Below are 25,577 nucleotides of genomic sequence, written 5' to 3' on the forward strand. Positions count from 1 at the left end.
GGCGCGTACCTGACGGCGGACGACGAGACGGCCGAGACCCTGGCCGGACTCCGGGCACGTTCCCGGGGCCGGCTCAGGGCGCTCTCGTCACCGCACCGGCAGCCGAGAGTTACGGCAGGGCAGCCGACAGCGCCTGCAGGAACTCGCCCACCGTCCCCCGGTCCCGCACAGCGATCCGCACCCATTCCCCGCCGAGCCCCGGAAACGTGTCCCCGCGCCGCACCGCGTAACCAAGCTCGCGCAACCGGTGCCGTACAGCGGCCGCACCCGGCATGCGGACCAGCACGAACGGCCCCTCCGCGGGCTCCACCACCCGCACGCCCCGCGAGGCGAACGCGGACAACCCGGCCACCAGGTGGCCCCGGTCCGCAGCGATGCGGTGCGCCGCGTGACCCGCCTCCGCCAGTGCCCGTGGCGTCACGCACGCCTCGGCCGCGGCGAGCGCGGGAGTCGACACCGGCCACAGAGGCTGAGCCCGCTCCAGCGCGGCGACGATCTCCGAAGGAGCCAGCACGTACCCGATCCGCAGCCCGGCCAGCCCCCAGGTCTTGGTCAGGCTCCGCAGCACCACGAGACCCGGCACATCCGTCCGCCCGGCCAGCGCCTCCCGCTCGCCCGGCACCGCGTCCATGAACGCCTCGTCGACCACCAGCACGCGCCCAGGGCGGGCGAGCCGGGTGATCGCCCCCGCCGGATGCAGCACGGACGTGGGGTTGGTCGGATTCCCGATCACCACCAGGTCGGCCCCCTCCGGCACCGCCGCCGGATCCAGCCGGAACCCGTCCTCCTCGCGCAGCAGCACCCGGTCCACGGTGTGCCCCGCGTCCCTGAGCGCCGCCTCCGGCTCGGTGAACTGGGGATGCACGACGACCGGTCGCTGCACCCTCAGCGCCCGCGCCAGCAGCACGAACGCCTCCGCCGCGCCCGCGGTCAGCAGCACCCGTTCCACCGGCAGCCCGTGCCGTGCCGCCACCGCCGCCCGCGCGGCCCGCCCGTCCGGGTAGGCCGCGAGGGACGACAGCGAGGCGGCGATCTCGTCCCGCAGCCACGGCGGGGGCGTGTCCGCGCGGACGTTGACGGCGAGGTCGACCAACGCGGCCCCGCCGTCCCGCACTTCGGCGTCCCCGTGATGCCGCAGATCGTGCCCGGACCCGCCGGTGTCGTCAGTGCGCATGGCTGTGCGAGTGCCCCCCGTGATGGTGGTGCCCGTGGCCGTGGTGATGGTCGTCGTCGTCCGGGTGGAAGTGCGGCTGCTGCGGCAGGCCCACCTTGTCCCCGAAGCCCGGCAGCGCGATCCGGTACACGCACGAGTCGCAGTTCATGCGCAGATCACCCTTGACGGCCTCCTCGTACCGCTCCATCACCAGGTCCAGCAGCTCCGGCTCGGGCCCGATGACGTCGGCCGAGCGGACGTCGGCCTCGGGGTGCCCGGCCGCCCACTCCCCGGTCTGCTGCCGCACCCGGTCCGGCAGGATGCCGGTGAAGAGGAAGTAGGGGAGGACGACGATCCGCCGCGCCCCCAGCCTCACACACCGGTCCAGGCCGCTCGGCACGTCCGGCGCCGCGAGGGACACGAACGCCGTCTCCACACCGGCGTACCCGCGCCCCTCCCACAGCAGCCGCGCCGCCTTGAACACCTCGGCGTTGGCATCGGGGTCGGTCGAGCCGCGCCCGACCAGCAGCACGGTCACCTCCGAGCGGTCCGTGTCGCCCAGTACCTCGTCAAGCCGCCGTTCCAGCACATTCAGCAGCGCCGGGTGCGGGCCCAGCGGGCGGCCGTAGGTGTACGAGATGCCCGGGTGCCGCTCCTTCTCGCGGGCCAGCGCCGCCGGGATGTCCCCCTTGGCGTGTCCGGCGGACACCAGCATCAGCGGTACGGCGGCGAACCGGCGCACGCCCCGCTCGACCAGCTCGGTGACGGCCTCGCCGAGCGGTGGCGGGGACAGTTCGATGAAGCCGCCCGCGACGGGCAGCCCGGGGTGGCGGCGACCCAGCTCGCGGACGAAGTCGCGGAACGCCTCGGCTCCGGCGTCGTCACGGGTGCCGTGTCCGGCGATCAGCAGGGCAGGCGGGGTGGTCACGAGGTCTCCTCAGACGAAAGGGGGTGGTACAGCAGGGCGTTGAGCGCGGCGGCGGCGACCGCCGAGCCGCCCTTCTCGGACACGTTGCTCACGGCGGGCAGCCCGCTCTCGCGCAGCGCGGCCTTGGACTCGGCCGCGCCGACGAAACCGACGGGCAGGCCGATGACGAGCGCGGGGGAGGCGTCCAGGGTGAGCAGCTCCTCCAGGGCGGTCGGCGCACAGCCGATCACCCACAGGGCCCCGGGGCCGACCTCCTCGTACGCGAGCCGGACGGCATGGGCCGAACGGGTCAGCCCGGGACCGGACCTCGCCTCCTTCAGCCGGCAGACGGTCTCCCGCCGGGTGATGCCGGCCGCGACCATCTCCACGTCCGCCACCACCGGCGCCCCCGCGTGCAGCGCCGCGTGGGCCTTCACCAGGTCGCCCTCCGCCATGACGAGATCGGTCGCGTACTCCAGGTCGGCGGCGGAGTGGATGACCCGCTCCACCACCGCCCGGGTCAGCGGCGGGAAGTGCGAGGTGTCCAGGCGGGCGCGCAGCCGGCGGAAGGACTCCTGCTCGATGGGGTGCACGATCCGGTTCACCGGTCGCCCTCCTGCCAGCGGTAGCCGCGCGGGGTCACCATGCGCCCCGCGATGATCCGGGTGGCCGTGTTGCCCACGGTGACGACCGTCATCATGTCGACCGTCGCCGGGTCCAGTTCGGCGAGGGTCGTGACCCGGCCGGACTCGTCCGGGCGGGACGCGTTGCGGACGACGCCGACCGGCGTGCCCGCCTCCCGGTGCTCGGCGAGGATGCCGAGCGCCTTCGGCAGCTGCCAGTCACGGCCCCGGGACCGCGGGTTGTAGAAGGTGACGACGAGGTCCGCCTCGGCCGCCGCCCGCACCCGCCGCTCGATGACCTCCCACGGCGTGTGCAGGTCGGACAGGCTGATGGAGACGTGGTCGTGGCCGAGCGGCGCGCCCAGGATCGCCCCGGCGGCCAGCGCGGCCGTCACCCCGGGCACCCCGGCCACGTCGATGTCGTCCGACGCCTCGGCGAGCGCCGGGGAGGCCATGGCGTACACGCCCGCGTCCCCGCTGCCGATCAGCGCCACCGCATGCCCCTTACGGGCCTCCGCGACCGCCGTACGGGCCCGCTGCTCCTCGGCGCCGAGCCCCGACTCCAGCACCCGGGTGCCCGGCCTGAGCAGATCGCGGATCTGGTCGACGTACTGGTCGAGCCCGACCAGCACCGAGGCACGGCGCAGCTCGGCCGCCGCGCGCGGGGTCAGCAGGTCCCGGGCGCCGGGTCCGAGCCCGACCACCGCGAGCCGCCCGCGCCCGGGACGCCGTACGACCGCACAGGTCGCCATCGCGGGCCGCCCGTCGGCGCGCTCCGACTTCCGCTTGGGGACCAGCAGTTCACCGCCGCGCACCAGCGCGGCGGCCTCCGCCACCGACGGCGTGCCGACGGCCGTGAGCGGCGCGTGTGACGGGTTGGGCACCTCGACCGCCGCCAACTCCTCGGCGGAGTACGTCACCAGGGGCACCCCGAGCCGTTCGGCCGCGGCCACGAGGCCCGGCTCGTCGGACTTGGCGTCCACCGTGGCGAGTTCGGCCACGGACCGCACCGACAGGCCCGCCTGCGCCAGCGCCGCCCCGATCAGTGCGAGCACCTCCTCGGCGGGCGCCCCCTTGGACGCGCCGACGCCGACCACCAGGGACGGCGGACGCAACAGCACCTCACGCTCGCCCGGTGCGACGTCCCGGTCGGTGAGCCGGATCGTGTACGTCCCCTGCGCCGAGACCGGCAGCGGCGGCAGCGGCCACGGCACCTCCGCCTCCAGCGCGACCGGTTCGCCGTCCAGCAGGGCGCGGGAGACCAGGGCGACCGAGCCCTCGCAGGGGAGGCCCAGCGTGTCCAGGCCCGCGAGTCCGACGGAGTCCGTCGCGGTCGTCACCACCGGCTCCGCCCCGAGCAACCCGCCCACTTCCCCGGCGAGTTCGTTGGCGCCGCCCCCGTGTCCGCCGACCAGCGACACCGCGAACCGGCCGCCCTCGTCCACGCAGACCACACCCGGATCGGCCGACTTGTCGCCGAGCAGCGGCGCCAGCAGCCGGACCGTCGCGCCCGTCGCCAGGAAGCACACCAGCTGCTCGCACTCCGCGAACGCGGCCCGTACCGCCTCCCCGACGGGACCCTCGTACACCCGCGTGCGGTCCGGCCAGGCCGCGGCCAGCCGGTCCCGCGCCACCGCCCCCGCCGCGGTGGCGGAAATCAGGCCGATCACTGAGCAACTCCCTCACTCGATACCGGGGTTCTCTCGCCCCAGAGCAGAAACACAGGATTGGTCGCCGCGAGCCGGGTCACATCGCCCGGCAGCGGCGCCAGCCGCGACGACTGCAGCAGCACCCCGTCGCAGCCGAACCCGGCGGCCATGAGCGCCTCGCGCGCCGCCGGGACCCGGTCCAGGGCGGCCATGGCGACGACCACGGCCCGCCGGGCCCGCCGCGCGCACGCGCCGACGATGGCGGGCAGCTCACGCCCGCCGCCCCCGATGAAGACGGCGTCCGGATCGTCCAGCCCCGCCAGGGCGGCGGGTGCCGAGCCGTGCACCACGCGCACGTCCACGCCGTGGGCGCGCGCGTTGGCGTGGATCCGCTCCACCCCGTCCGCCGCCTTCTCCACCGCGACGACGGCCGCGCCGAGCCGCGCGCACTCCACGGCCACCGAGCCCGAGCCGGCTCCCACGTCCCACACCAGGTCGCCGAGCCGGGGGCCCAGCCGGGCCAGCGCCAGCGCCCGCACCTCGAACTTGGTGATCATCGAGTCGCGGTGCGCGAACGCGCCCTCGTCCAGGGCCCAGCCGGCGGGTCCGGCCGGCGCCCCGGCGACCGTCCGCACTCCGCCAAGGGCACGTGTCCCGTCGAGGCACAGCACCACGCTGACGTCCGAGCCCCAGTCCCGGGAGGCGGCCTCGGCGGGCGTGACCCGTTCGACACGCTCCTCCTCGGAGCCGAGAGCGGAGGCGACGACGAGCACACGGCCGCCGGGCGCGGGAGCCGCCGCGCTCACCGGTGCGGTCCCCGGCACGGCGGACTCGGAGGCGGGCGCGGCGAGCGGCCCCGGTGACGTGCCCTCCGGCACGCACGGGTCGTGCAGCAGCGCCGCCCCCAGTTCCGCCGGCCCGGCTCCCGGCCCCGTCAGCACCGCCACCTTCGGCCGCGCCCGGCAGACGTTGACCGCCGTACGCAGGTCCCGGCCGTGCGCGCTGACGACCACCGCGTCGTCCCACGGCAGCCCCACCCGCGCGAACGCGGCGGCGACGGACGAGATCCCGGGCCGCACCTCCAGCCGCCGCGCCCCGAACCGCTCGGCCAGCACCCGCACGATCCCGAAGAACCCCGGGTCACCGGAGGCCAGCACGACGACCCGGCTCTCCTTCTCCAGATGCCGCTCGATGACGTCCAGCGCCGGCGCCAGCGGCCCGAGCACGACCCGCTCGGCGCCCTCGGGCAGCCGTACCGCGTCCAGATGCCGGCGGCCGCCGACGACCAGAGCGGCACCCGCGAGGACGTCCTCGGGCACGGGCGTCCCGGCCACCGTCCCCGTACCGACGACCGTGATCAACTCTTGGCCCTCTGCTCGCGCAGGGCCCGCCGGGCCTCCGGGTCGGCCTTGCGGTACCCGTGGAAATGACCCGGGTGGTACAGGTGCGAGCGGGTGCCGTGCGCGTCCAGCGCCGGGCCGACCAGGAAGAGTGTGTGCTTCCAGAGCTTGTGCTCCTTGACCGTCTCCTCCAGCGTGCCCACCGTGCACCTCACGAGCAGCTCCTCCGGCCAGGTCGCCTGGTAGGCGATGATCACCGGGGTGTCCGTCGGGTAGCCGCCCTCCAGCAGCTCGCGCACCAGCTGCCCGCTGCGCGCCGCCGACAGGAAGATCGCCATGGTGGTGCCGTGCCGGGCGAACTCGCGCACCTCCTCGCCGGGCGGCATCGGCGTCTTGCCGCCGCCCAGCCGGGTCAGGACGACGGACTGCGCGACCTCCGGGATGGTGAGCTCACGCTGTGCGAGAGCGGCGACGGCGGAGAAGGACGAGACCCCCGGAACGACCTCCGTCGCGATCCCGGCCTCCGCGCACCGGTCCAGCTGCTCCTGCGTGCCGCCCCACAGCGCCGGGTCACCGGAGTGGATCCGGGCCACCTTCAGTCCCTCGGCGTGGGCGCGCCGGTAGACGGCGACGACGTCCTCCAGGGACATGGTCGCCGAGTCCAGGATCTCCGCGTCCTCGCGCGCGTGCTCGAGGACTTCCGCCTGGACCAGGCTCGCCGCCCAGATCACCACGTCCGCCTCCGCGATCGCGCGCGCGGCACGGAACGTCAGCAGATCGGCGGCGCCGGGGCCGGCACCGACGAACGTCACCTTGCCGGTGGGGGCATCGGCCATGGGATGGGTCCTCTCGTACGGAATCACGACATGAAATGCAGGGGAAATATCAGCTTCTGCGCCGATGTGGGCGTGGCCGGATGTGCGCGAAGGCGCCCTCATCGGATAGCAAGGGCCTATGGCGGTCTTCGTCGCGCTCGGCGCGTTCCTGATGACGCTGGCCGGCGGCTGGACGGCACAGCGCGTGACCGACCGTCGGCATCTCGTCCTGGGACTCGCCGGCGGTCTGATGCTGGGCGTGGTCGGCCTGGACCTGCTGCCGGAGGCGCTGCACGCGGCCCACCGCCAGGTCTTCGGCGTACCTGCCGCCCTGCTGCTGTTCGTGGCCGGATTCCTGCTGGCCCACCTGGTCGAGCGCACGCTGGCCGCGCGGCAGGCCGCGCACGGAGGCGCCGAGGGACACAACCACCGGGCGCCCGAGGTGGGCCTGACGGCGGCCGGCGCGATGGTCGGGCACAGCGCCATGGACGGCGTGGCGATCGGCGCGGCCTTCCAGGTGGGCAGTGGCATGGGCACCGCCGTCGCGCTCGCCGTGATCGCGCACGACTTCGCCGACGGCTTCAACACCTTCACCATCACGAGCCTGTACGGCAACGCCCGCCGCCGCGCGATCGCGATGCTGGTGGCCGACGCCTGCGCACCCCTGCTGGGCGCGCTGTCGACCGCGTTCTTCCGCATCCCCGAAGTGGTGCTCGGCGGCTATCTGGGCCTCTTCGGCGGCGTCCTGCTGTACCTGGCCGCCGCCGAGATCCTCCCCGAGGCCCACCACGAGCACCCCGCGCGCTCCACCCTGCTGTGCACGGTGGCGGGCGCGGCCTTCATCTGGCTGGTGGTCGGCCTCTCCGGCGGCTGACCCGGCGACCGCCTGGTAACGGCTTTCCCCGGCGGCTCCCCCAACCGCCTGCCATACCATTTCCCGCCCCGGCCGCCGCACGGCATCCCGCCCCGGCCGCCGCCAGGCATCGCGCCCCGGCCCCCTCACAGTTTCCCGCCCCGGCCGGTGTCCCGGCGTGGTGGTGCGATCAGGGTCGACAGGTACGGCAGCGGCGCCCCGTCCAGTTCGGCGGCCGGCCGTACCGACTCCTCCGGCAGCCCGAGCGCCGAACCCCACACGGCGTTCCCGAGCCGCCCGGTCTCCCGCAGCGCCTCGGCGACCTCGGCGGCCTGCCTGCCGAACTTGTAGGCGACGACGGTCCCCGGCCCGGCCAGGGCCTCCTTGAGCACGGTGGACCCGGCGGTGACCGGCACGAGGGTCAGCGGCTCGGTGCCCTCGGTCAGTACGGCACCGGACCTCGCCGCCAAGTCCTGCATGGCGGTGATCCCCGGCACGGTCTCCACGACCACGTCCGGCACCAGCTCCACGATGGTCTGCGCGAGATACGTGAACGTGGAGTACACGTTCGGATCGCCGATGGTGGCGAAGGCGACGCAACCGTGCGTCCCGAGAAGCCGGGCGACCCGCTCGCCCGCCGCGTCCCAGGCCGCCTCACGGCGCGCCCGGTCCGTCCGCTCGTTCAGCGCGAACACCACCCGGACGACCTTGTCCTCGGGCACGTAGTGCAGAACGGTCGCCTCGGCCCGACCGCGCTCCCCGGTGTCCATGACGGGTACGACGACGACCTCGGCGGCCCGCAGGGCGTTGACCCCCTTGACGGTCACCAGCTCCGGATCACCGGGACCGACCCCGACTCCGACCAGCCTGCTGCTCATGACGTCCGGCACCTCTCCACGAACCGACGGGCGACACCGGGCTCGGACGCCCAGTGCGTGTGCAGATAACTCGCGTGCACGCCCTGCTGTACGAAACCTTCGACCCGCCGGACGGGCGCCCGTACGCCCCAGGCGGGAGCGTCACCGGCGCCCGGCTCGACGACCGTGCGATGGAACTCGTGCCCCCGCAGCCGGGTCCCGGCAGCGGCAAGCACACTGTCACCGACGGCCACGGCGTCCCGGTAGCCGAGGGTGAGCCGTTCGGTCATCCGCGCCGTGGCATCCAGCACGCCGCACATGGGCCGCCCGTCCAGCTCCCGGCAGAGGTACAGCAGCCCGGCACACTCGGCGGCCACGGGCGCGCCGCTCAGGGCGAGTTCGGCGACGGCCTCGCGCAGGCGCTTGTTGGCGGACAGCTCGGCGGCGTACACCTCGGGGAAACCACCCCCGATGACCAACCCGGCGGTGTTCTCGGGCAGTTGCTCGTCCCGCAGCGGGTCGAAGGGGACGACTTCGGCACCGGCGGCGCTGAGCAGCTCGGTGTGCTCGGCGTACGAGAAGGTGAAAGCGGGCCCACCGGCGACGGCGACCACCGCAGGCTGCTCCGTGGGGGCGACGGGAGCTTCCCAAGGGGCACAGGACAACGCTCCCGCGCTCCGGGCCAGTCCCAGCAGAGCCTCGAGATCGCACCCTCGCTCGACCTGTGCGGCCATGGCCGTCACCGCGTTCACGGCGTCGTCGCGACGCTCGGCGACCGGCACGAGCCCGAGGTGCCGCGACGGGGTGTCCACCTGGGGGACTCTCCGCAGCACCCCCAGCACCGGCACCCCTGCCTGGTCCAACGCCTCTCGCAGCAGCTCCTCGTGCCGGTCGGAGCCCACCTTGTTCAGGATCACGCCCCCGACCCGCACCTCCGGGTCCCAGGAAGCGAACCCGTGCACCAGTGCCGCCACCGACCGCGACTGCGACGACGCGTCGACCACCAGCACCACCGGCGCCCGCAGCAGCTTGGCGACATGCGCGGTGGACGCCAGTTCACCCTCCCCGGCCGCACCGTCGTACAGCCCCATCACACCCTCGACCACGGCGAGGTCGCACCCTCGTGCCCCGTGCAGGAACAGCGGAGCGACCAGCTGCGGCCCGCACAGGTACGCGTCCAGGTTGCGCCCCGGCCGCCCGGTCGCGAGCGTGTGGTACCCGGGGTCGATGTAGTCCGGTCCGACCTTGTGCGGGGACACGGCGAGCCCCCGCGCGGCGAACGCGGCCATCAGCCCCGTGGCGACGGTGGTCTTGCCGCTGCCGGACGACGGCGCGGCGATGACCAGCCGGGGAACGGACGTCACCACTCGATGCCCTTCTGGCCCTTCTGCCCCGCGTCCATGGGGTGCTTGACCTTGGACATGTCGGTCACGAGATCCGCGAACTCCACCAGCTTCCCGGGTGCGTTCCGGCCGGTGATCACCACGTGCTGGGTGCCCGGCCGGTTCCGCAGCACCTCCACGACCTCATCGGTGTCCACCCATCCCCAGTGCATCGGGTAGGCGAACTCGTCCAGCACGTAGAGCCGGTACGTCTCGGCGGCCAGGTCCCGCTTGACCTGCTCCCAGCCCTCCCGGGCCTTCTCCTCGTTGTCCATCTGCTGATCGCGCTGCACCCACGACCAGCCCTCACCCATCTTGTGCCAGGCGACCGAACCGCCTTCGCCGCTGTCGCCCAGCACCCGCAGCGCGTTCTCCTCGCCGACCTTCCACTTCGCCGACTTGACGAACTGGAACACTCCGATCGGCCACCCCTGGTTCCAGGCGCGCAGCGCGAGCCCGAACGCGGCGGTCGACTTGCCCTTGCCGACGCCCGTGTGCACGACGACCAGCGGACGGTTGCGGCGCTGGCGGGTCGTCAGACCGTCGTCCGGTACGACACTCGGCTGTCCCTGCGGCATTACGCGGCCCTCCTCGACGTCCCGTACGTCCCCTGCACATCCCTGACCAGCCCGGCGATCGAGTCGGCCCGCAGCTCGTCCAGCGTCACAGCCGTACCGCCCAGCTCACCCGCGAGCTGCTCGGCGAGCCCGAGCCGCACCGGACCCGACTCGCAGTCCACGACCACCGAGGCGACGCCCTCGGCCGCGAACAGCCGCGCCGCACGCCCGGCGAGCGCGACCGGCTCGGGGCCGCCGGTGGCCCGCCCGTCGGTCACCACGACCACGAGCGCCCGCCGCGCCGGATCCCGCAGCCGCTCCACGCGCAGCACCTCGTGCGCCTTGAGCAGCCCGGCGGCCAGCGGGGTACGGCCACCGGTCGGCAGCGACTCCAGCCGCGCCGCGGCCGCGTCGACCGACGAGGTCGGCGGCAGGGCGACATCGGCGCCCGCCCCCCGGAACGTCACCAGCCCCACCTTGTCGCGCCGCTGGTAGGCGTCCAGCAGCAGCGACAGCACGGCCCCCTTCACGGCGCTCATCCGCTGCCGCGCCGCCATCGACCCGGAGGCGTCCACGACGAACAGCACGAGGTTGCCCTCGCGGCCCTCCCGGGTCGCCTGCCGCAGATCGTCCCGGCGGACCACCAGCCCCGGTCCGGACCGTCCGCGCGCCCGCTGGTGCGGAGCGGCGGCCTGCACGGTGGCGGCCAGGTGCAGCTTGGTCAGCGCGCCCCGGGGCCGCCGGGCGCCGGTCGTCCGCCCGTGCTCGGTGCGCGCCCGCGACCGACGGCCCGCGGCACCCTCACCGATCCCGGGCACGCTCAGCACCTTGGTCCTGAACGGCTCGGCGGCTCCCACGGCCGACTGCTCCCGCGCGCCGGACGCCTGCGGTTCCCCGCCCTCGCCGGTCTCGGGCCGCGCGGAGCCGTCCGCGTCGCCCTGCGGCCCGGCGTCGGGCGCCGGCTGCCCACCGCCGCCGCCGGGACCGTCGGGATCGGGATCCTCGTCACCCTCGGAGCCGTCCCCCGAGAACTGTTCCAGCGTCTCGTCCAGCTTGTCCTCGTCCAGCCCCGGCGCGTCGAAGGGATTGCGGCGCCGGCGGTGCGGCAGCGCCAGCAGCGCCGCCTGCCGTACGTCCTCGGCCAGCACGTCCGTCCGCCCCGCCCAGGCGGCCAGCGCGGTCGCCGTACGCGCCATCACGATGTCGGCCCGCATGCCGTCCACCTCGAAGGCCGCGCAGGTCGCCGCGATCTGCCGCAGGGCGCCGTCGCCCAGCCGCACCTGCGGCAGCAACTCCCGCGCCGCCACGATCCGGCCGCGCACGGAGGCCTCCTCCTCGGCCCACCGCGCGGCGAAACCGGCCGGGTCGTCGTCGTACGCCAGCCGGCGCCGCACCACCTCGACCCGCTGGTCCGGTTCCCGGGAGGCCGCGACCTCCACGGTCAGTCCGAACCGGTCCAGCAACTGCGGCCGCAGCTCGCCCTCTTCGGGGTTCATGGTGCCGACGAGCAGGAACTTCGAGGCGTGCCGCACCGAGACACCCTCGCGCTCCACGTACGAGGCGCCCATCGCCGCCGCGTCCAGCAGCAGGTCGACCAGGTGGTCGTGGAGGAGGTTGACCTCATCGACGTACAGGATCCCGCGGTGCGCGTCGGCCAGCAGGCCCGGCTCGAACGCCTTCACGCCCTCGGCGAGCGCCCGCTCGATGTCCAGGGCGCCGACCAGCCGGTCCTCGGAGGCGCCGACGGGCAGCTCGACCATCCGCGCGGGCCGGTGCGCGCCCGGCCCCGGCTCGTGCGGGCCGTCGGGGCACGACGGGTCCGGTGCCGCCGGATCGCACGAGAAGCGGCAGCCGGGCACCACGGCGACCTGAGGCAGCAGCGCCGAGAGGGCGCGTACGGCCGTCGACTTGGCCGTGCCCTTCTCGCCGCGCACCAGCACACCGCCGACCGCCGGGGACACGGCGTTCAGCAGCAGCGCGAGCCGCAGGTCGTCCTGGCCGACAACGGCCGTGAAAGGAAAGGGAGTTGTCACTGGTCGTCGCCCTCCAAGTCGCCTTCCAGCTCCAGGTAGGTGGCACGCAGCCGCTCCAGCGTGTCCGCGTCCGGCTCGGCCCACAGGCCCCGGTCCGCCGCCTCCAGCAGCCGTTCCGTGATGCCGCGCAGCGCCCACGGGTTGGACTTCTTCATGAAGTCCCGGTTCTCCGGGTCGAAGACGTACTCCGCGCTGAGCTTCTCGTACATCCAGTCGTCGACCACGCCGGCCGTGGCGTCGTAGCCGAACAGGTAGTCCACGGTGGCCGCCATCTCGAAGGCGCCCTTGTAGCCGTGCCGCCGCATGGCCGCCATCCAGCGCGGGTTGACCACCCGGGCCCGGAAGACGCGGTGGGTCTCCTCGCCCAGCGTGCGGGTCCTCACCTGGTCCGGTACGGCGGAGTCACCCACGTACGCCTCGGGGTTGGCGCCGGTCAGGTGCCGGACCATGGCGACCATGCCGCCGTGGTACTGGAAGTAGTCGTCGGCGTCGACCAGGTCGTGTTCCCGCGTGTCGACGTTCTTCGCGGCGACGGCGATCCGCTTGAACGCGGTCTCCATGTCCCCGCGCGCCGGCCGTCCGTCCAGCCCGCGCCCGTAGGCGTAGCCGCCCCAGACCGCGTACACCTCGGCCAGATCCGCGTCGCTGCGCCAGTTCCGGGCGTCGATCAGCGGCAGCAGACCGGCGCCGTACGCGCCCGGCTTCGAGCCGAAGACACGGGCGGTGGCGCGCCGCCGGTCACCGTGTGCGGCGGTGTCCTCGTCGGCGTGTGCCCGCACGTAGTTGGAGGCCGCCGGCTCCTCCAGCTCCGCCACCGCCCGCACCGCGTCGTCGATCAGCCCGACCACGTGCGGGAACGCGTCCCGGAAGAACCCGGAGATACGGACCGTGACGTCGATGCGCGGCCGCCCCAGCTCCTGCAGCGGGACCACCTCGAAGCCGGTGACCCGGCGCGAGGCGTCGTCCCACACCGGACGGCAGCCCAGCAGCGCCAGGATCTCGGCGATGTCGTCGCCCTGGGTGCGCATCGCGGACGTGCCCCACACCGTGAGGCCCACGGACTTCGGGTACGCGCCGGTGTCCTGCAGGTACCTCTGCACGAGCGAGTCGGCCAGCGACTGCCCGACCTCCCAGCTCAGCCGGGACGGAATCGCCTTGGGGTCGACGGAGTAGAAGTTCCGGCCGGTCGGCAGGACGTTCACCAGGCCGCGGGTCGGGGAGCCGGACGGACCCGCCGGGACGTAACCGCCGTTCAGGGCCCGCAGGATGTGCCCGATCTCGTCCGTGGTCCGCGCGAGCCGCGGCACGACCTCGTCACAGGCGAACTCCAGCACGGCCACGCCCTCGGGAAGTTCGGTGCCGAGCACACCGCGCAGAACGGCGGGGACGACGCTGCGGTCCCAGCCCCGCGCCTCCATCGCCTCCGCGGCCCGCCGGCACAGCTGCTCCAGCAGGTCGATGGCGTCGGAGGCCGTCCGCGCCGGACCCTCGACCAGGTCCGTCAGCTCCGCCGGCACCTTCACCGGCGCGCCCGGCTCCGCGAGCAACTCCTTCTCGATGAGCCCGAAATGGGCGGCGAAGGAGGCCCTGAGCCCCGGCAGCGCGTTCGCCTGTCCACCCCACACCTGGGACGCCCGCAGCACGGCCAGCACCAGGTTCACACGGGGCTCGCCGACCGGGCCGCCGCCCAGGATGTGCAGACCGTCGCGGATCTGCACGTCCTTGATCTCACACAGGTAGCCGTCGATGTGCATGACGAACTCGTCGAACTCGTCGTCGTCCGGCTGCTCGGCCACATGCAGGTCGTGGTGCAGCTCGGCGGCCTTGACGAGGGTCCAGATCTGGGCGCGGACGGCCGGGGCCTTCACCGGGTCCAGGTCGGAGACGAGCGCGTACTCGTCCAGCAGCTGCTCCAGCTTGGCCAGGTCGCCGTAGGTGTCGGCGCGGGCCATCGGCGGCACCAGGTGGTCGACCACCGTGGCGTGCCCGCGCCGCTTGGCCTGGGTGCCCTCACCGGGGTCGTTGACGATGAACGGGTAGACGAGGGGGAGGTCACCGAGGACGGCGTCCGGAGCGCATCCGCGCGACAGACCCAGCCCCTTGCCCGGCAGCCACTCCATCGTGCCGTGCTTGCCCATGTGCACGATCGCGTCCGCGCCGAACGAGTTCTCCAGCCACCGGTAGGCCGCCATGTAGTGGTGCGAGGGCGGCATGTCGGGATCGTGGTAGATCGCGATCGGGTTCTCGCCGAAGCCGCGCGGCGGCTGGATCATCACGACGACGTTCCCGAACTGCAGGGAGGCGAGCACGATGTCCTCGCCGTCGACGTACAGACCGCCCGGCGGCTCGCCCCACGCCTCGGTCATCGCGTCCCGCAGCTCCGGGTCCAGCTTCTCGAACCAGGCCCGGTAGTCGGCCAGCGGCACGCGCGCGGGCGCCGCCGCCAGCTGCTCCTCCGTGAGCCACTCCACGTCGTGGCCGCCGGCCTCGATCAGCCGGTGGATCAGCTCGTCGCCACCGGCGGGGTAGTCGGTGAGCGCGTACCCGGCGTCGCGGAGCGCGTCCAGCACCCGCACCGCCGAGGCGGGCGTGTCCAGACCGACGGCGTTGCCGACCCGGGAGTGCTTGGTCGGGTACGCCGTGAAGACCAGCGCGACCTTCTTCTCGGCGTTCGGCCTGTGCTTCAACCGGGCGTGGCGCAGGGCGATCCCGGCCACCCGCGCGGCCCGTTCCGGGTCGGCGAGGTACACCGGGACCCCGTCCGGTCCCTGCTCCTTGAACGAGAACGGCACGGTGATCAGCCGGCCGTCGAACTCCGGGATCGCGACCTGCATCGCCGCGTCCATGGGGGACAGGGCGGCATTCGACTCCTCCCACGCGGCCCGCGAGGAGGTGAGGCAGAGCCCCTGCAGCACCGGGATGTCCAGATCCGCGAGCGCGCCGATGTCCCAGGCCTCCTCGTCGCCGCCCGCCGAGGCCTGTGAGGCGTGCGTGCCGCCGGCCGCGAGCACCGTGGCGACCAGCGCGTCGGCCTTCGCCAGCAGCTCGTACAGCCCGGCGTCCGCGCCGCGCAGCGAACCGCAGTACACGGGCAGGGCGTTCGCGCCCTTCGCCTCGATCGCCGCGCACAGGGTGTCCACGAAGGCGGTGTTGCCGCTCAGTTCGTGCGCCCGGTAGAAGAGCACGCCCACCGTCGGCCGGCCGCCCCGGACCTCGTACGAGCCGTGGACGCCGTACTCCGGCATCTTCCGCGGCTCCTCGAAGCCCTCGCCGGTCAGCAGCACGGTGTCCGACAGGAACCGGGACAGCTCCAGCAGGTTCGCGGGACCGCCCTCGACCAGGTACTTCAGCGCCTCCGCCACCACACCGGCCGGCACCGACGACTCGGCCATCAGCTCTGCGTCGGGGACGGCCTCGCCGCCCAGCAGCACGGTCGGGATCCCGGCCGCCCTCAGCGCGGCCAGCCCCTCCTCCCAGGCCCGCTTGCCGCCCAGCAGCCGTACGACGGCCAGGTCCGCGCCGTCGAGCAGCTCCGGCAGCTCCTGCCCGACGTCCACCCGGGTCGGGTTGCCGATCCGGTAGTCCGCGCCGGAGGCCCGGGCCGCCAGCAGATCCGTGTCGGCGGTCGACAACAACAACACTGTGCTCATGCGGGCGCTCCCGGTGGAATGAAAGGCAGTCCTTGCGGCGCGCCCGACTCGATGAGCCGCCACAGCGCGTCCGTGTCCGCGTGCTGTTCGATCAGGTCGCCGAGCCGGTCGAGCTGCTCCTCGCGCAGCGCGGCGAAGGAGGTGTCCGGCGCCGGCACGAAGCGGCGGCCCGCGGCGGCGGCCACCTCGCGCAGAAAGGCCCGCCGGAAGCCGTCCGACTCCAGCGAACCGTGCCAGTGCGTGCCCCACGTCCGGCCGACCCGGCAGCCGTCGAGGAAGGCCTCCCCGCCCTCGATCGTGGCCACGCCGTGGTGGATCTCGTACCCCTCGACCGGCTCGCCGAGGGCTTCCCCGACCGGCCGGGTCAGGGTCTTCTCACGGGCGAACCGCACCCGCACGGGCAGCACACCGAGCCCGTCGACCGCGCCGGCCCGCGACTCGACCTCGTCCTCGATGTGCCCGCCGAGGATCTGGAAGCCGCCGCAGATGCCGAGGACGGGGCGTCCTTCGGCGGCCCGCCCTACCAGCGCGTCGGCCAGCCCGCGCTCGCGCAGCCACTGAAGGGCCCGTACGGTCCCGCGCGTGCCCGGGACGACGACCAGGTCCGCGTCGGCCAGCTCCTCCGGGCGGTCCACGAACCGCACCACGACCCCCGGTTCGGCGGCCAGCGCGTCCACGTCCGTGAAGTTGGACATCAGCGGGATCGCGCACACGGCGACGCGCAGCACGTCCGCACCCAGGGGCGGGGTCACGGCGGACTCGCGGACCGTGCCGCGCAGCGACACCCGCAGTCCGTCCTCCTCGTCGATGCCCAGCCCGTGCCGGAACGGCAGCACGCCGTACGTCCGCCGCCCGGTCAGGCCCTGGAGCATGTCCAGCCCGGGCTCCAGCAGGCTGACATCCCCCCGGAACTTGTTCACCAGGAACCCGGCGACCAGTTCCTGGTCCTCGGGCGAGAGCAGGGCGAGGGTCCCGAAGAAGGACGCGAAGACGCCCCCGCGGTCGATGTCCCCCACCACCAGCACGGGCAGCCGCGCGTTCCGTGCGATCCCCATGTTCACGATGTCGGTCCGGCGCAGATTGATCTCGGCCGGGCTGCCCGCACCCTCACAGATCACCGCGTCATACGTGCCCCGCAACTCGGCCAGACAGTCCAGCACCGTGCCCAGGAGCTTCTGCTGGCGCCCCCCGTGGTAGCCGCGCGCGCTCAGCTCGCCCACCGGCCTGCCCAGCAGCACCACCTGGCTGCTCTGTTCGCCGCCCGGCTTGAGCAGCACCGGGTTCATCAGCGCCGTCGGCTCGATCCGGCACGCCTGGGCCTGCATGGCCTGCGCCCGCCCGATCTCCGCGCCCTCACGGGTCACGAAGGAGTTGAGCGACATGTTCTGCGCCTTGAACGGCGCGACCTTCACACCCTGGCGCACCAGCCACCGGCAGATCCCGGCCGTCACGACGCTCTTTCCGGCGTCGGAGGTGGTGCCGGCGACGAGGAGACCCCCGCTCACTTGCCACGTCCCTTCACGAGTCGGCGCGCGGCGAGGGTGACGCCGAGCGCGAGCAGGCCGACGCGGCGGGAGAGCCGTACGGCCCGGTCGATGTCGGTGACCTGGACGGCGCGTCCGGCCCTGCCGTTGAGCACGGGGCGGTGCTCGACCCGGCCGCCGTACGACAGCGTGCCGCCCAGCCGCACCCCCAGCGCCCCCGCGAACGACGCCTCGACGGGCCCGGCGTTGGGGCTCGGGTGCCTGCGGGCGTCGGCCTTCCAGGCGCGCAGGGCGCCTCGGGGGTCGGCCCCGGCCGCGGCGGCGAGTACGGCGGTCAGCCGGGCCCCCGGCCAGCCGGCGAGGTCGTCCAGCCGGGCGGAGGCCCAGCCGTAGCGCCGGTAGCGGGGGGACTTGTGACCGACCATCGCGTCCAGGGTGTTGACGGCCCGGAAGCCCAGCAGCCCCGGCACCCCGGCCACCGCCCCCCACACCAGGGCGCCCACGACGGCGTCGGAGGTGTTCTCGGCGACCGACTCGACCACGGCCCGGGCGATCCCGTCGGCGTCCAGCGCCTGCGGGTCCCGGCCGCACAGGTGCGGCAGCCGCGCCCGTGCCGCCGCGACGTCCCCGCGTTCGAGGGCGCGTCCGACGGCGCGGGCCTCGCGGGCGAGTGACGTACCGCCGACGACCGACCAGGTGGCGGCGGCGGTCAGCGCGAGGGAGGCGGTGGGGGAGCGGCGTACGGCGCGTGCGGCCGCCGTGCCGAGTGCGACGGCGCCTCCGGCGCACACGACGGTGTGCAGGGCGCCCCAGCCACGGTGGTCGTGCCACAACGCGCGGTCCACGGCAGCGGCCGCTCGCCCGAACACGGCGACCGGATGCCCGCGGCGCGGATCGCCGAGGAGGAGGTCACCGAGAAGGCCGGCGGCGGCGCCGTACGCGTAAGTGCGATCGGCACCCATGGGCTCAGCCGGCCGTGGGTACAGGAGCGGGCCTGGTGCGGGTCCTTGTCCTTCGGCAGCCGAGCATGGCGATCCGTGTCCTCACTCAGGGTATCCGCGCCCTGGTTCGACGAGAGTCGGCGGTGAGAGTTCCTGGCTCCCGGGGGTTCTTCCCCGGTGACAGTGGCGGGACCGCGCCGGATTCACACCGGCTTCCTCTCCTGTCGCCGTACATGGCCTGGGCAGTCCACCACGCGCCCGGAACGGCCGTCAACTTGCCGTTGACCTGCGCGGGGAGAGTGTGCCGATCCCCACACCGTGGCGCCCGTGGCCCCTGGGTACGGCGAAGGCTCCCTTCCGCAACGGACGGAGGGGAGCCTTGGTACCGCCTGGTTCCTGGCGCTTGGTCAGGCCTTGGCGACGATCAGGTAGATGCCGTACCCCACCGCCGCCGCGCACGCGGCGAAGCAGACGTAGGCGCCCGTGACGGCGAGGCCGGCGGAGCCGCCCTGGGCCGCGGCCTTCTCGCGCCGGGCCAGACCGTTGATGCCGAGGGTGAACAGGGCCACCAGGCCCACCGTGAAGGCGAGGCTGACGCCGAAGACGGAGCCGAGGGCCGCCCAGTCGATCTTCATGGGGATGCTTCCTTCAGTAACCGGGGTGACCGGGTCAGACGGTGGCCGGCGGCGCGGCCGGAGTCGCGGGCTCGGCTGCGGCCGGGGAGGCGATCGTCGCCGTCAGGTCCTCGACGATCGTGCCCGCCGGGGGCGGGGTCACCGCGGCGATGGCGGTGGTCACCACGCCGGCCGGCTCCTCGGTGTCGGTGACGACGTTGGTGTGGTCGACGACCTCGCGGCGGGAGATCTTCCAGATCGCGGCGCTCGCGGCGACGAGGAAGACGGCGACGGCGGCGGTGCCCCAGTCACCGAGGTCGGTGACGGACTCGGCGCCCGCGCCGACCAGCGCGGCGGCCGGCAGCGTGAGCACCCAGGCGACGGCCATGCGGGTCGCGGTGGACCAGCGGACGACGCCGCCCTTGCGGCCGAGGCCCGCGCCCATCACGGAGCCGGAGACGACGTGCGTGGTGGAGAGGGAGAAGCCGAGGTGGGAGGAGGCCAGGATGGCGGTCGCGGCGCTGGTCTGGGCGGCGAAGCCCTGGCGCGGCTCCAGCTCGGTCAGGCCCGTGCCCATGGTGCGGATGATGCGCCAGCCGCCGATGTAGGTGCCGAGCGCGATGGCCAGGCCGGCGGAGAGGATGACCCAGGTGGGAGGGTTGGACCCCGGGGCGATGGCACCGCCCGCGATCAGCGCGAGGGTGATGATGCCCATCGTCTTCTGGGCGTCGTTGGTGCCGTGGGCGAGGGAGACCAGTCCGGCCGAGGCGATCTGGCCGGCGCGGTAGCCCTTGCGGGTGGCCTCGCCCTCGGCCTTGCCGCCGATGCCGTAGGAGAAACGGGTGGCGAGCATCGACGCGAGGCCCGCCACGACCGGAGCGGCCACCGCCGGAAGCAGCACCTTGGTGACCAGCACGTCGCCGTGCACGGCACCGAAGCCGGCGGAGGCGACGGTGGCGCCGACCAGGCCGCCCATCAGGGCGTGCGAGGAGCTGGAGGGCAGGCCCATCAGCCAGGTCACGAGGTTCCAGAGGATCGCGCCGACCAGGGCGGCGAAGATGACCTCGGGACGGATGCCGGTCTCGTCGACGAGACCCTTGGAGATCGTGTTCGCGACCTCCACGGAGAGGAAGGCGCCCACCAGATTGAGAGCGGCGGACATGACCACCGCGATCTTGGGCTTCAGGGCGCCTGTCGAGATGGTGGTGGCCATCGCGTTGGCGGTGTCGTGGAAACCGTTCGTGAAATCAAACGCGAGTGCGGTTACCACCACAATCGCGAGGATCAGCGAGAAGCTTTCCATTTACCCAGGCAATCGTTCGAGGTCATTGGCTGGATGAACGTAGGCAACCTGGGTGAACGGAAGATGAACTGAGGCGGGCGTGGCGGTGTCCGGAGGGAGTGGGTGCCGTTCCGTTTCGCTCCCGCGACCCAGGCGTCCCTTGGCTACCGGCCCCGCGCGAGGGTCCGCAGCCGGCTCTTGGGGCCGTTGAAGAGATTCTGGTCACCCGGCAGCCGGCCCTTGCTGCCGTACTGCCAGATCGTCCAGTACTGCCATCCACCGGGCAGCTTCCCCGGACGCGAGGTGCCGTGGCGGGCGATCCACAGGGGGTTGCTGGAGAACGCGTGGCTGTTGCCGGTGCACAGCTTCCACCACTGGGCCGTCGTGTAGATCACGGGGCGGCGGCCGGTCTTCCGCTTGACCTCGTTGCTGAAGGACCGGATCCAGCGGACCATCCGCTTCTTGCCCAGCCCGTAGCACTTGTGCTTCTTGTTGTACGGGTTGTACTCGATGTCGAGCGCCGGCGGCAGGGTCCAGCCGTCCGCCCGCCAGTCGCCGCCGTGCCGCACGAAGAACGCGGCCTGCTGGGCGCCGGAGGACTTGTCCGGCAGGGCGAAGTGGTACGCGCCCCGGATCAGGCCCGCCCTGCGCGCCCCGTCGTACTGCTGGGAGAAGTAGGGGTTGCGGTAGGTGGTGGACTCGGTCGCCTTGACGTAGACGAACCGCGCGCCCTTGGACCGGGCGGCCGGCCAGTTCACGCGCTTCTGATGGGACGAGACGTCGTGTCCGCGGGGCTTGCCCGGGGCGGCCGGCGGCGGAGGCCCCGCCGCGGCGGGCGCGGTGCCCGCGAGGGCGAGCGCCACCGTGGCCGCCACGAGGACACCGGCGCGGCGACGGAGGCGAGTGCGTTCACGGGCCATGTGTCTCCCCGGGTCGGCGGACGAGGTCTCGTCCGGCGGACAAGGCAGACCATTGAAGGCTCGGCGATCACCGAATCGGCGCCCACACGGGGTGATTCCCGATCATTTCCACCCGGATGGGTGTGCGCACTTCCGGCCGGAAGCCACCGCCCGCCCCCTGCCCGCGGGTGCGGCTGGCAGGATCGCGGCATGGCTGAACAGCGGCGGGACGCGGAACAGGAACGGATCTGGGCGGAACTGGTCGCGACGGCGCGGCGGACCGTAGCCGACGGGCTGGTGGTCGGCACCTCGGGGAACGTCTCGGCGCGCGCCGGCGACCTGGTGCTGGTCACCCCCTCGGGCGTGCCCTACGACCGGCTCACCCCGGACGACATCACCGGCGTCGACCTCACCGGACGCCAGGTGCTGGGCACACTGGCGCCGACCAGCGAGCTGCCCATGCACCTCGCCGTCTACCGCACCACCGACGCCCGCGCGGTCGTCCACACCCACGCCGTGCACGCAACGGCGGTCTCCACGCTCGTGCCCGAGCTGCCGCTGGTCCACTACATGGCCGCAGCCCTCGGCGGCCCCGTCCGCGTCGCCCCCTACGCAACGTACGGCACCGACGAGCTGGCCCGGAACATGCTCCGCGCCCTGGCCGGCCGCTCCGGCTGCCTCCTGCAGAACCACGGCACGATCACCTACGGCGCGACCCTCGACCAGGCCTACGACCGCACCGCCCAGCTGGAGTGGATGTGCCGGCTGTGGCTGACGGCGTCCTCGGCACCGGGTCTGACCCCGTCCTTGCTCACCGAGGCACAACTCGCCGAGGTCGGGGAACGCTTGAAGGGGTACGGCCAACGGAGGTGACCCAGTGCCGCCCAACCCTTCGCTCCCACCCTTCCTCGCACGTCTCGCCCGCCTCTTCACCCCGGCCCCCGCCGCACCCCGAGGCTCCTCACCCGGCCCCGCCCTCCGGCTGGCCGGTGACGGCAACCCCCTGGACACTGGACGCGTGCGCCCCGTCAGAGCGACCGCCACCGCGGTCACCGCCGTCCTGGCCGCCGGCGCGGCGTCCGTGGCCGCCGGCCGGCTCGCCAGTGACGCCGCCCTGAAGGCGCCCGCGGGCCGTCCGCTGCCCACCGAGCCCCGCCTCACCGTGCACGGCACGGCCGCCGGCCAGATCATGCTCACCCGCGACCTGGCCGCGCTGCGCCCCGGCACCTACGGCCTCGCCGGCGACGGCTCCCACGCGGTCGTCGGACCCGTCCTGGAGGCGGCCCAGCACGCGGCCGACACCGTCGTACGCCGCCTGGAACGCGTCACGCACGGCACGTTCGCCCCCGGCGACGCGGTGTGGCTCACCCCGAACCTGTACGTCGGCAATCCCTCCGCCGCCCTCGGCCTCGACCACGCGGACATCGACGTGCCCGGCGAACTCGGCGAGCTGCCCGCCTGGTTCGTGCCCGGCCACCGGGACACCTGGGTGATCGCCGTACACGGCCTGGGCGCCACCCGCGAACAGGCCATGAACCTCATGGGCTTCCTGCACGGCCGCCGGCTCCCGGTCCTCGCCCTGGCCTACCGGGGTGACCTCGGCGCCCCGCGCCCGCCGGACGGCCTGAACCACCTCGGCGAGACCGAGTGGCGGGACCTGGACGCGGCGATCCGCTACGCCGTCCGCTACGGCGCCCGCCGGGTCGTCCTGCTCGGCTGGTCCACCGGCGCCACCATGGCCCTGCGCGCCGCCGAGCACTCCGCGGTGCGCGAGCGCATCGCCGGACTGGTCCTCGACTCGCCGGTGCTCAGCTGGGAGGCCACACTGCGCGCCCTCGCCCAGGCCCGCCACACCCCGCAGCCGCTGCTGCCGCTCGCCGTGCGGGCCGCACAGGGCCGGGCCGGCCTGCACGCCGACCGGGTCGCCGAGATCACCGGCCCCGACCGGCTCGCCGTACCGACCCTGATCTTCCACGGCCCCGACGACCGGGTGGCCCCCTGGGAGTTCTCCCGCCGGCTCGCCCACCGCAACCCCGAGCTGGTCGCCCTGCACACCGTGGCGCAGGCCCCGCACGCGGCGATGTGGAACGCCGACCCCAAGGAGTACGAGGAGCGGCTGCGCCGCTTCCTGACCCCGTTGATGTGAGGCGCCCGGCCGCCGGGACGCGGGGCCCCCGGGCCGCCCCGGTGCCGGGCATTCCGTTTAAGGGTGTACGACTGGCTTGATCACCCCTCCTCGTCCCACACCCGACCCCGTGCCTTGGCCAGCCCCGTCGCCCCCCGTGACATTCCGTTTGGGTTTTCGGACCGTCAACCGGAAGACTGCACCCGTGACGTCCCGTATCCCGCGCGACTCCAGGCTCCGACTCGTCCGACCGCGACCCCTGGCCGCCGCCCCCAGAGCTGTGAACCAGCGGCGCCCGCGCCGCCCCGCACCCCGGCCGCCGGAGGGCACCCCCGCCCCCGCCGAACTGGCGAGAATGGCACGCACCGGGCTGGCCGGCCCGGTCCGCGTGGCCCGCTGGGCCGACGCCGCACTCGGCCCCGGCAGTGACGGCGCCACCGCCGACGGCAAGGCCACGCTCTCCGCCGCCACCGCCGAACGGGCCGCCGCCGACCTGGGCCTGAGCGCCGCTCAGGTCCGCGCCGACTGGGACACCGCACGCCTCGCCGGACTCGTCGAGGTGCACGGCGACAGCGCGCGCCCCGGCTGGCGGCTGCGTGCCTGGGACCGTGACGAGAGCGCCGTGCTGCGCGGCTGGGTCGCCCTCTTCGACGCCTGGTCGCTCGCCTCCCCGGAACCCGAGGAGTACGAGCCGGCCGCCGTCGCCGAGGTCGTCTCGGCCATGCCTCAGGTGCTGTCCTTCCTGCAGCTGTCCGCCGGTCCCGTCCCGGTCGAGCAACTGCTCGACCTGCTCCAGCAGCGGGTCACCGAACTACGCACCGAGCGCTGCGAGGTTCCCTACGGGCCAAGCCCCGAGCACCCCGACGGCTCCGGCCCCATGCACCCGACCGTGCCGGGTGCACGACAGCCGGCCGACCCTGACGCGGGACAGCCGGTTGGCTCCGGGGCTGCGCAGCCGACCGTGCCGGGGGCGCGGCAGCTGACCGAACCCGGTCCGGGAGAGCCCGCTGGGGTCGCCCTCGCCCAGCCGACCGCGACCGGCCCGGGACAGCCGGACGTGGCCGGAGCCGGGCAGCCGGTCGACGCCCCGCTCGCCCCGCTCCTCGACTGGGCGCTGCGGGCGCTCGCCTCCGTGGGCGCGCTGACCTACGGCGACGGCCAGGCCACCCTCACGCCGCTGGGCAGCTGGGCGGTGTGGGTCAAACTGGAGCAGATCTGCGTGGCCGCGCAGAGCCCGGCCGGCAACATCGAGCAGTCCGCCGAGGACATGCTCCGCGGCTGCGCCCAGCTGCGCCCCAACGCCGCCCGCGCCGAGTACCGCGCCTGGCTCGCCGCCCGCCCCGTCGGCAGCGCCGTCACCGAGCTGATCAGCGCCTCGCGCGGCGAGGACGCCCTGCTGCGCGGCCTGGCCTTCGAGGCGCTGCGCGTCGTCGGCGCCCCGGCCGAGCCCGACGTACGCGCCGTCGTGGACGAGCCCGCCGTCCGGCCGTACGCCCTGCTGTGGCTCGCCGAGCACGACGGGATCGACCCGGAGGACGCGCACGAGGTGCTGACCCGTGAGGAGGCGACCTGGCTGTGGGTGGACACCGCGGCGGCCGTCGCCGACCACGGCGAGGCGCCGATGCTGGTCCGGCATCTGGAGTCCGCGGTGCAGCCCACGGTCCCCCAGCTGCTCGACGAGGTCCGCGCCGTCGGCCACCCGCGCACCGTTCAGGTCCTGGTCGCCCTCGCCGCCGCCCACCCCGACCCGGCCCTCGCCAAGGCCGTGCGCCGGGCCGCGTTCCAGGTCCACACCGGAGGGTGAGCCGGCCCGGAGGTCAGACGCCGAGCTCCGGGGCGTACGTCCCGAAGCTCCAGATGTTGCCCTCGGCGTCGCGCGCCATGTAGTCCCGCGAACCGTAGTCCTGGTCGGTCGGGGGCATCAGGATCTCCACGCCGTGCTCCAGGGCCCGCTGGTGGTGGGCATCCACGTCGTCCACGACGACGTACACCCCGGCGGGGCCCGCGTCCTTCATCGCCGTGTCGAACAGGCCGCCGCAGCCCTTGGAGCCGATCATCACCGCGCCGTTGCCCTGGACCAGCTCGGCGTGCATCACCTTGCCGTCCTGCGTCTCGTACACCGACAGCTCGGTGAAGCCGAGGGCCTCGGTGAGCTGCCGTATCGCCGCCTTGGCGTCCGCGTACAGCAGTGTGGGGTAGAGACTCGGCCGTCCGCCGCCCGTACCTGCCATGCCGATCACTCCTTCATGCGTCGGGTCCATGGCGCCTCGTCCAGTCTTGCAGCCGCCTCTGACAACGCCCCGGCGAAGGCCCGCGCCGCCCCCTCCCCCCGAGCCGCCCCCGAACACCCGAACGGGCGACTTCCCGTCCGGGCCCGCCCCGGCACCGGGCCCCGCCGGCCGCCCGTGACTAC

The 25,577-nt window shown here is 74.0% G+C and carries 21 protein-coding genes and 1 riboswitch; of the genes, 4 read left to right on the forward strand and 17 right to left on the reverse strand.

Translation table 11 applies throughout. The features are described from left to right. Window positions 1–109 precede the first annotated feature (109 nt). From cobC to cobM, 6 genes are read right to left on the reverse strand one after another with little or no spacing between them, the layout of a single operon-like run. Window positions 110–1,174, reverse strand: coding sequence for an Rv2231c family pyridoxal phosphate-dependent protein CobC (gene cobC / locus ACZ7HQ_RS05480; protein ID WP_470984954.1), 1,065 nt, complete (start codon window positions 1,172–1,174; stop codon window positions 110–112). Further along, window positions 1,164–2,081, reverse strand: a complete 918-nt coding sequence (locus tag ACZ7HQ_RS05485; RefSeq protein WP_470984956.1) for a sirohydrochlorin chelatase — start codon at window positions 2,079–2,081, stop codon at window positions 1,164–1,166. The genes cobC and ACZ7HQ_RS05485 overlap by 11 nt, the downstream gene beginning before the upstream one ends. Further along, window positions 2,078–2,665 carry a precorrin-8X methylmutase gene (locus ACZ7HQ_RS05490; RefSeq protein WP_470984958.1) on the reverse strand — a complete coding sequence of 196 codons (588 nt, stop codon included), beginning with the start codon at window positions 2,663–2,665 and terminating at the stop codon, window positions 2,078–2,080. The genes ACZ7HQ_RS05485 and ACZ7HQ_RS05490 overlap by 4 nt, the downstream gene beginning before the upstream one ends. Next, window positions 2,662–4,353, reverse strand: a complete 1,692-nt coding sequence (cobJ, locus tag ACZ7HQ_RS05495) for a precorrin-3B C(17)-methyltransferase (protein WP_470984959.1) — start codon at window positions 4,351–4,353, stop codon at window positions 2,662–2,664. The genes ACZ7HQ_RS05490 and cobJ overlap by 4 nt, the downstream gene beginning before the upstream one ends. Then, the gene (gene cbiE / locus ACZ7HQ_RS05500; RefSeq protein ID WP_470984962.1) at window positions 4,350–5,693 is read right to left on the reverse strand and encodes a precorrin-6y C5,15-methyltransferase (decarboxylating) subunit CbiE; all 1,344 of its coding nucleotides are present in this window, start codon (window positions 5,691–5,693) and stop codon (window positions 4,350–4,352) included. Before cbiE ends, cobJ begins: the two co-directional genes overlap by 4 nt. Next, window positions 5,690–6,508, reverse strand: a complete 819-nt coding sequence (cobM, locus tag ACZ7HQ_RS05505; protein ID WP_470984964.1) for a precorrin-4 C(11)-methyltransferase — start codon at window positions 6,506–6,508, stop codon at window positions 5,690–5,692. Before cobM ends, cbiE begins: the two co-directional genes overlap by 4 nt. 118 nt (window positions 6,509–6,626) lie before the next feature. On the opposite strand from cobM, the gene ACZ7HQ_RS05510 reads away from it, so the two are divergent. Further along, a complete protein-coding gene (locus ACZ7HQ_RS05510; RefSeq protein WP_470984965.1) occupies window positions 6,627–7,361 on the forward strand; it encodes a ZIP family metal transporter in 735 nt (244 codons plus the stop codon). Window positions 7,362–7,486: 125 nt separating this feature from the next. Here ACZ7HQ_RS05510 and cobI read toward each other — a convergent pair whose 3' ends face one another. The 10 genes from cobI to ACZ7HQ_RS05560 form a co-directional block, all read right to left on the reverse strand. After that, window positions 7,487–8,218 (reverse strand): precorrin-2 C(20)-methyltransferase, encoded by a 732-nt coding sequence (gene cobI / locus ACZ7HQ_RS05515; RefSeq protein WP_470984968.1) that lies wholly within the window; start codon window positions 8,216–8,218, stop codon window positions 7,487–7,489. Then, entirely contained in the window at window positions 8,215–9,564 is a 1,350-nt protein-coding gene (locus ACZ7HQ_RS05520; protein WP_470984970.1) for a cobyrinate a,c-diamide synthase, read from the reverse strand. Before ACZ7HQ_RS05520 ends, cobI begins: the two co-directional genes overlap by 4 nt. Next, window positions 9,558–10,157, reverse strand: coding sequence for a cob(I)yrinic acid a,c-diamide adenosyltransferase (gene cobO / locus ACZ7HQ_RS05525; protein ID WP_470984972.1), 600 nt, complete (start codon window positions 10,155–10,157; stop codon window positions 9,558–9,560). The genes ACZ7HQ_RS05520 and cobO overlap by 7 nt, the downstream gene beginning before the upstream one ends. Next, window positions 10,157–12,169 carry a putative cobaltochelatase gene (locus ACZ7HQ_RS05530; RefSeq protein ID WP_470984974.1) on the reverse strand — a complete coding sequence of 671 codons (2,013 nt, stop codon included), beginning with the start codon at window positions 12,167–12,169 and terminating at the stop codon, window positions 10,157–10,159. The genes cobO and ACZ7HQ_RS05530 overlap by 1 nt, the downstream gene beginning before the upstream one ends. Further along, window positions 12,166–15,819, reverse strand: a complete 3,654-nt coding sequence (cobN, locus tag ACZ7HQ_RS05535; protein ID WP_470984977.1) for a cobaltochelatase subunit CobN — start codon at window positions 15,817–15,819, stop codon at window positions 12,166–12,168. The genes ACZ7HQ_RS05530 and cobN overlap by 4 nt, the downstream gene beginning before the upstream one ends. Further along, window positions 15,816–17,324: a cobyric acid synthase gene (locus tag ACZ7HQ_RS05540; RefSeq protein ID WP_470984979.1), complete on the reverse strand. Its 1,509-nt coding sequence runs from the start codon at window positions 17,322–17,324 to the stop codon at window positions 15,816–15,818. The genes cobN and ACZ7HQ_RS05540 overlap by 4 nt, the downstream gene beginning before the upstream one ends. Next, window positions 17,321–18,265: a cobalamin biosynthesis protein gene (locus ACZ7HQ_RS05545; RefSeq protein WP_470984982.1), complete on the reverse strand. Its 945-nt coding sequence runs from the start codon at window positions 18,263–18,265 to the stop codon at window positions 17,321–17,323. Before ACZ7HQ_RS05545 ends, ACZ7HQ_RS05540 begins: the two co-directional genes overlap by 4 nt. Before the next feature lie 106 nt (window positions 18,266–18,371). Further along, a riboswitch (cobalamin riboswitch) is annotated at window positions 18,372–18,512 on the reverse strand. Window positions 18,513–18,651: 139 nt separating this feature from the next. Beyond that, window positions 18,652–18,879, reverse strand: coding sequence for a hypothetical protein (locus ACZ7HQ_RS05550; protein WP_470984985.1), 228 nt, complete (start codon window positions 18,877–18,879; stop codon window positions 18,652–18,654). 34 nt (window positions 18,880–18,913) lie between these two features. After that, window positions 18,914–20,161 (reverse strand): inorganic phosphate transporter, encoded by a 1,248-nt coding sequence (locus tag ACZ7HQ_RS05555; protein ID WP_470984987.1) that lies wholly within the window; start codon window positions 20,159–20,161, stop codon window positions 18,914–18,916. A gap of 143 nt (window positions 20,162–20,304) precedes the next feature. After that, on the reverse strand, window positions 20,305–21,060 hold the full coding sequence (locus tag ACZ7HQ_RS05560) for a lysozyme (protein WP_470984989.1): 756 nt from the start codon (window positions 21,058–21,060) through the stop codon (window positions 20,305–20,307). Window positions 21,061–21,249: 189 nt separating this feature from the next. On the opposite strand from ACZ7HQ_RS05560, the gene ACZ7HQ_RS05565 reads away from it, so the two are divergent. The 3 genes from ACZ7HQ_RS05565 (at window position 21,250) to ACZ7HQ_RS05575 (ending at window position 24,968) form a co-directional block, all read left to right on the forward strand. Continuing rightward, window positions 21,250–21,912 (forward strand): class II aldolase/adducin family protein, encoded by a 663-nt coding sequence (locus ACZ7HQ_RS05565; RefSeq protein WP_470984990.1) that lies wholly within the window; start codon window positions 21,250–21,252, stop codon window positions 21,910–21,912. A gap of 145 nt (window positions 21,913–22,057) precedes the next feature. Continuing rightward, window positions 22,058–23,185, forward strand: coding sequence for an alpha/beta hydrolase (locus ACZ7HQ_RS05570; protein WP_470984992.1), 1,128 nt, complete (start codon window positions 22,058–22,060; stop codon window positions 23,183–23,185). Window positions 23,186–23,519: 334 nt separating this feature from the next. Then, a complete protein-coding gene (locus ACZ7HQ_RS05575; RefSeq protein WP_470984994.1) occupies window positions 23,520–24,968 on the forward strand; it encodes a hypothetical protein in 1,449 nt (482 codons plus the stop codon). Window positions 24,969–24,981: 13 nt separating this feature from the next. On the opposite strand, the gene ACZ7HQ_RS05580 is transcribed toward ACZ7HQ_RS05575, so the two are convergent. Then, on the reverse strand, window positions 24,982–25,395 hold the full coding sequence (locus ACZ7HQ_RS05580; RefSeq protein ID WP_470984996.1) for a VOC family protein: 414 nt from the start codon (window positions 25,393–25,395) through the stop codon (window positions 24,982–24,984). Window positions 25,396–25,577: the final 182 nt, after the last annotated feature.

It is taken from the genome of Streptomyces sp. NPDC037290 (assembly GCF_055603245.1).

Excerpts from the sequence above, each read along its gene's own strand:
- cobC (WP_470984954.1), bottom strand. The coding sequence starts at position 1,174 with ATGCGCACTGACGACACCGGCGGGTCCGGGCACGATCTGCGGCATCAC.
- cobM (WP_470984964.1), bottom strand. The coding sequence starts at position 6,508 with ATGGCCGATGCCCCCACCGGCAAGGTGACGTTCGTCGGTGCCGGCCCC.
- ACZ7HQ_RS05510 (WP_470984965.1), top strand. The coding sequence starts at position 6,627 with ATGGCGGTCTTCGTCGCGCTCGGCGCGTTCCTGATGACGCTGGCCGGC.
- cobI (WP_470984968.1), bottom strand. The coding sequence starts at position 8,218 with ATGAGCAGCAGGCTGGTCGGAGTCGGGGTCGGTCCCGGTGATCCGGAG.
- cobO (WP_470984972.1), bottom strand. The coding sequence starts at position 10,157 with ATGCCGCAGGGACAGCCGAGTGTCGTACCGGACGACGGTCTGACGACC.
- cobN (WP_470984977.1), bottom strand. The coding sequence starts at position 15,819 with ATGAGCACAGTGTTGTTGTTGTCGACCGCCGACACGGATCTGCTGGCG.
- ACZ7HQ_RS05545 (WP_470984982.1), bottom strand. The coding sequence starts at position 18,265 with ATGGGTGCCGATCGCACTTACGCGTACGGCGCCGCCGCCGGCCTTCTC.
- ACZ7HQ_RS05550 (WP_470984985.1), bottom strand. The coding sequence starts at position 18,879 with ATGAAGATCGACTGGGCGGCCCTCGGCTCCGTCTTCGGCGTCAGCCTC.
- ACZ7HQ_RS05555 (WP_470984987.1), bottom strand. The coding sequence starts at position 20,161 with ATGGAAAGCTTCTCGCTGATCCTCGCGATTGTGGTGGTAACCGCACTC.
- ACZ7HQ_RS05560 (WP_470984989.1), bottom strand. The coding sequence starts at position 21,060 with ATGGCCCGTGAACGCACTCGCCTCCGTCGCCGCGCCGGTGTCCTCGTG.
- ACZ7HQ_RS05565 (WP_470984990.1), top strand. The coding sequence starts at position 21,250 with ATGGCTGAACAGCGGCGGGACGCGGAACAGGAACGGATCTGGGCGGAA.
- ACZ7HQ_RS05575 (WP_470984994.1), top strand. The coding sequence starts at position 23,520 with ATGGCACGCACCGGGCTGGCCGGCCCGGTCCGCGTGGCCCGCTGGGCC.
- ACZ7HQ_RS05580 (WP_470984996.1), bottom strand. The coding sequence starts at position 25,395 with ATGGCAGGTACGGGCGGCGGACGGCCGAGTCTCTACCCCACACTGCTG.